We start from the raw sequence: 5386 nt of genomic DNA on the forward strand, positions 1-5386 counted from the left end.
CAAATAATCTCTTTAATAACCTGATTCAGCGAAACCAATCCGCGGCATTTAGTAGCGGTAAAGTTAGACCAAACCATGAAACCAACATAAACATTATTGCCCGGCGTACGGGGAAGGACGTCAATAGTCACACAGTCCTTGACGGTATAATAACCACCATCATGGCGACCATCCAAAGGATAAACATCATAGGCAGTCGGGAGGGTAGTCGGAACCGAAGAAGACTCAAAGCGAACCAAACAGGCAAAAAATTTAGGGTCGGCATCAAAAGCAATATCAGCACCAACAGAAACAACCTGATTAGCGGCGTTGACAGATGTATCCATCTGAATGCAATGAAGAAAACCACCATTACCAGCATTAACCGTCAAACTATCAAAATATAACGTTGACGATGTAGCTTTAGGTGTCTGTAAAACAGGTGCCGAAGAAGCTGGAGTAACAGAAGTGAGAACCAGCTTATCAGAAAAAAAGTTTGAATTATGGCGAGAAATAAAAGTCTGAAACATGATTAAACTCCTAAGCAGAAAACCTACCGCGCTTCGCTTGGTCAACCCCTCAGCGGCAAAAATTAAAATTTTTACCGCTTCGGCGTTATAACCTCACACTCAATCTTTTATCACGAAGTCATGATTGAATCGCGAGTGGTCGGCAGATTGCGATAAACGGTCACATTAAATTTAACCTGACTATTCCACTGCAACAACTGAACGGACTGGAAACACTGGTCATAATCATGGTGGCGAATAAGTACGCGTTCTTGCAAATCACCAGAAGGCGGTTCCTGAATGAATGGGAAGCCTTCAAGAAGGTGATAAGCAGGAGAAACATACGAAGGCGCATAACGATACCACTGACCCTCAGCAATCTTAAACTTCTTAGACGAATCACCAGAACGGAAAACATCCTTCATAGAAATTTCACGCGGCGGCAAGTTGCCATACAAAACAGGGTCGCCAGCAATATCGGTATAAGTCAAAGCACCTTTAGCGTTAAGGTACTGAATCTCTTTAGTCGCAGTAGGCGGAAAACGAACAAGCGCAAGAGTAAACATAGTGCCATGCTCAGGAACAAAGAAACGCGGCACAGAATGTTTATAGGTCTGTTGAACACGACCAGAAAACTGGCCTAACGACGTTTGGTCAGTTCCATCAACATCATAGCCAGATGCCCAGAGATTAGAGCGCATGACAAGTAAAGGACGGTTGTCAGCGTCATAAGAGGTTTTACCTCCAAATGAAGAAATAACATCATGGTAACGCTGCATGAAGTAATCACGTTCTTGGTCAGTATGCAAATTAGCATAAGCAGCTTGCAGACCCATAATGTCAATAGATGTGGTAGAAGTCGTCATTTGGCGAGAAAGCTCAGTCTCAGGAGGAAGCGGAGCAGTCCAAATGTTTTTGAGATGGCAGCAACGGAAACCATAACGAGCATCATCTTGATTAAGCTCATTAGGGTTAGCCTCGGTACGGTCAGGCATCCACGGCGCTTTAAAATAGTTGTTATAGATATTCAAATAACCCTGAAACAAATGCTTAGGGATTTTATTGGTATCAGGGTTAATCGTGCCAAGAAAAGCGGCATGGTCAATATAACCAGTAGTGTTAACAGTCGGGAGAGGAGTGGCATTAACACCATCCTTCATGAACTTAATCCACTGTTCACCATAAACGTGACGATGAGGGACATAAAAAGTAAAAATGTCTACAGTAGAGTCAATAGCAAGGCCACGACGCAATGGAGAAAGACGGAGAGCGCCAACGGCGTCCATCTCGAAGGAGTCGCCAGCGATAACCGGAGTAGTTGAAATGGTAATAAGACGACCAATCTGACCAGCAAGGAAGCCAAGATGGGAAAGGTCATGCGGCATACGCTCGGCGCCAGTTTGAATATTAGACATAATTTATCCTCAAGTAAGGGGCCGAAGCCCCTGCAATTAAAATTGTTGACCACCTACATACCAAAGACGAGCGCCTTTACGCTTGCCTTTAGTACCTCGCAACGGCTGCGGACGACCAGGGCGAGCGCCAGAACGTTTTTTACCTTTAGACATTACATCACTCCTTCTGCACGTAATTTTTGACGCACGTTTTCTTCTGCGTCAGTAAGAACGTCAGTGTTTCCTGCGCGTACACGCAAGGTAAACGCGAACAATTCAGCGGCTTTAACCGGACGCTCGACGCCATTAATAATGTTTTCCGTAAATTCAGCGCCTTCCATGATGAGACAGGCCGTTTGAATGTTGACGGGATGAACATAATAAGCAATGACGGCAGCAATAAACTCAACAGGAGCAGGAAAGCGAGGGTATCCTACAAAGTCCAGCGTACCATAAACGCAAGCCTCAACGCAGCGACGAGCACGAGAGCGGTCAGTAGCAATCCAAACTTTGTTACTCGTCAGAAAATCGAAATCATCTTCGGTTAAATCCAAAACGGCAGAAGCCTGAATGAGCTTAATAGAGGCCAAAGCGGTCTGGAAACGTACGGATTGTTCAGTAACTTGACTCATGATTTCTTACCTATTAGTGGTTGAACAGCATCGGACTCAGATAGTAATCCACGCTCTTTTAAAATGTCAACAAGAGAATCTCTACCATGAACAAAATGTGACTCATATCTAAACCAGTCCTTGACGAACGTGCCAAGCATATTAAGCCACTTCTCCTCATCCAACGCGTCAGTTTTTGACAGAATCGTTAGTTGATGGCGAAAGGTCGCAAAGTAAGAGCTTCTCGAGCTGCGCAAGGATAGGTCGAATTTTCTCATTTTCCGCCAGCAGTCCACTTCGATTTAATTCGTAAACAAGCAGTAGTAATTCCTGCTTTATCAAGATAATTTTTCGACTCATCAGAAATATCCGAAAGTGTTAACTTCTGCGTCATGGAAGCGATAAAACTCTGCAGGTTGGATACGCCAATCATTTTTATCGAAGCGCGCATAAATTTGAGCAGATTTGTCGTCACAGGTTGCGCCGCCAAAACGTCGGCTACAGTAACTTTTCCCAGCCTCAATCTCATCTCTCTTTTTGCGTTCTGCTTCAATATCTGGTTGAACGGCGTCGCGTCGTAACCCAGCTTGGTAAGTTGGATTAAGCACTCCGTGGACAGATTTGTCATTGTGAGCATTTTCATCCCGAAGTTGCGGCTCATTCTGATTCTGAACAGCTTCTTGGGAAGTAGCGACAGCTTGGTTTTTAGTGAGTTGTTCCATTCTTTAGCTCCTAGACCTTTAGCAGCAAGGTCCATATCTGACTTTTTGTTAACGTATTTAGCCACATAGAAACCAACAGCCATATAACTGGTAGCTTTAAGCGGCTCACCTTTAGCATCAACAGGCCACAACCAACCAGAACGTGAAAAAGCGTCCTGCGTGTAGCGAACTGCGATGGGCATACTGTAACCATAAGGCCACGTATTTTGCAAGCTATTTAACTGGCGGCGATTGCGTACCCGACGACCAAAATTAGGGTCAACGCTACCTGTAGGAAGTGTCCGCATAAAGTGCACCGCATGGAAATGAAGACGGCCATTAGCTGTACCATACTCAGGCACACAAAAATACTGATAGCAGTCGGCGTGTGAATCATTAGCCTTGCGACCCTCGGCAGCAAGAACCATACGACCAATATCACGAAAATAGTCACGCAAAGCATTGGGATTATCATAAAACGCCTCTAATCGGTCGTCAGCCAACGTGAGAGTGTCAAAAACGATAAACCAACCATCAGCATGAGCCTGTCGCATTGCATTCATCAAACGCTGAATAGCAAAGCCTCTACGCGATTTCATAGTGGAGGCCTCCAGCAATCTTGAACACTCATCCTTAATACCTTTCTTTTTGGGGTAATTATACTCATCGCGAATATCCTTAAGAGGGCGTTCAGCAGCCAGCTTGCGGCAAAACTGCGTAACCGTCTTCTCGTTCTCTAAAAACCATTTTTCGTCCCCTTCGGGGCGGTGGTCTATAGTGTTATTAATATCAAGTTGGGGGAGCACATTGTAGCATTGTGCCAATTCATCCATTAACTTCTCAGTAACAGATACAAACTCATCACGAACGTCAGAAGCAGCCTTATGGCCGTCAACATACATATCACCATTATCGAACTCAACGCCCTGCATACGAAAAGACAGAATCTCTTCCAAGAGCTTGATGCGGTTATCCATCTGCTTATGGAAGCCAAGCATTGGGGATTGAGAAAGAGTAGAAATGCCACAAGCCTCAATAGCAGGTTTAAGAGCCTCGATACGCTCAAAGTCAAAATAATCAGCGTGACATTCAGAAGGGTAATAAGAACGAACCATAAAAAAGCCTCCAAGATTTGGAGGCATGAAAACATACAATTGGGAGGGTGTCAATCCTGACGGTTATTTCCTAGACAAATTAGAGCCAATACCATCAGCTTTACCGTCTTTCCAGAAATTGTTCCAAGTATCGGCAACAGCTTTATCAATACCATGAAAAATATCAACCACACCAGAAGCAGCATCAGTGACGACATTAGAAATATCCTTTGCAGTAGCGCCAATATGAGAAGAGCCATACCGCTGATTCTGCGTTTGCTGATGAACTAAGTCAACCTCAGCACTAACCTTGCGAGTCATTTCTTTGATTTGGTCATTGGTAAAATACTGACCAGCCGTTTGAGCTTGAGTAAGCATTTGGCGCATAATCTCGGAAACCTGCTGTTGCTTGGAAAGATTGGTGTTTTCCATAATAGACGCAACGCGAGCAGTAGACTCCTTCTGTTGATAAGCAAGCATCTCATTTTGTGCATATACCTGGTCTTTCGTATTCTGGCGTGAAGTCGCCGACTGAATGCCAGCAATCTCTTTTTGAGTCTCATTTTGCATCTCGGCAATCTCTTTCTGATTGTCCAGTTGCATTTTAGTAAGCTCTTTTTGATTCTCAAATCCGGCGTCAACCATACCAGCAGAGGAAGCATCAGCACCAGCACGCTCCCAAGCATTAAGCTCAGGAAATGCAGCAGCAAGATAATCACGAGTATCCTTTCCTTTATCAGCGGCAGACTTGCCACCAAGTCCAACCAAATCAAGCAACTTATCAGAAACGGCAGAAGTGCCAGCCTGCAACGTACCTTCAAGAAGTCCTTTACCAGCTTTAGCCATAGCACCAGAAACAAAACTAGGGACGGCCTCATCAGGGTTAGGAACATTAGAGCCTTGAATGGCAGATTTAATACCAGCATCACCCATGCCTACAGTATTGTTATCGGTAGCAAGCACATCACCTTGAATGCCACCGGAGGCGGCTTTTTGACCGCCTCCAAACAATTTAGACATGGCGCCACCAGCAAGAGCAGAAGCAATACCGCCAGCAATAGCACCAAACATAAATCACCTCACTTAAGTGGCTGGAGA

At 44.7% G+C, this 5386-nt stretch carries 8 protein-coding genes; all 8 read right to left on the reverse strand.

Annotated elements, in window-relative coordinates:
• A partial coding sequence (locus tag AOG36_RS09430) for a major spike protein G (RefSeq protein ID WP_032554908.1) occupies positions 1–509 on the reverse strand: 509 nt, incomplete at its 3' end.
• Between the two features lie 110 nt (positions 510–619).
• On the reverse strand, positions 620–1903 hold the full coding sequence (locus tag AOG36_RS09435; protein ID WP_000065572.1) for a major capsid protein: 1284 nt from the start codon (positions 1901–1903) through the stop codon (positions 620–622).
• Positions 1904–1939: 36 nt separating this feature from the next.
• Complete coding sequence (locus AOG36_RS09440) at positions 1940–2056, reverse strand: phage DNA packaging protein J (protein WP_000033471.1); 117 nt, start codon at positions 2054–2056, stop codon at positions 1940–1942.
• On the reverse strand, positions 2056–2514 hold the full coding sequence (locus AOG36_RS09445; protein ID WP_000084700.1) for a scaffolding protein D: 459 nt from the start codon (positions 2512–2514) through the stop codon (positions 2056–2058). The genes AOG36_RS09440 and AOG36_RS09445 overlap by 1 nt, the downstream gene beginning before the upstream one ends.
• Positions 2511–2750 carry a phage DNA packaging protein C gene (locus tag AOG36_RS09450; RefSeq protein WP_016670801.1) on the reverse strand — a complete coding sequence of 80 codons (240 nt, stop codon included), beginning with the start codon at positions 2748–2750 and terminating at the stop codon, positions 2511–2513. The genes AOG36_RS09445 and AOG36_RS09450 overlap by 4 nt, the downstream gene beginning before the upstream one ends.
• The gene (locus tag AOG36_RS09455) at positions 2683–2835 is read right to left on the reverse strand and encodes a hypothetical protein (RefSeq protein WP_435988044.1); all 153 of its coding nucleotides are present in this window, start codon (positions 2833–2835) and stop codon (positions 2683–2685) included. Before AOG36_RS09455 ends, AOG36_RS09450 begins: the two co-directional genes overlap by 68 nt.
• Entirely contained in the window at positions 2768–4309 is a 1542-nt protein-coding gene (locus AOG36_RS09460; RefSeq protein ID WP_000252566.1) for a replication endonuclease, read from the reverse strand. Before AOG36_RS09460 ends, AOG36_RS09455 begins: the two co-directional genes overlap by 68 nt.
• 63 nt (positions 4310–4372) lie before the next feature.
• Complete coding sequence (locus AOG36_RS09465) at positions 4373–5359, reverse strand: Minor spike protein (RefSeq protein WP_000466547.1); 987 nt, start codon at positions 5357–5359, stop codon at positions 4373–4375.
• Positions 5360–5386 lie beyond the last annotated feature (27 nt).

Origin of the sequence: Helicobacter heilmannii, assembly GCF_001283065.1 — a bacterium.
In the GTDB taxonomy this organism is placed as follows: domain Bacteria; phylum Campylobacterota; class Campylobacteria; order Campylobacterales; family Helicobacteraceae; genus Helicobacter; species Helicobacter heilmannii.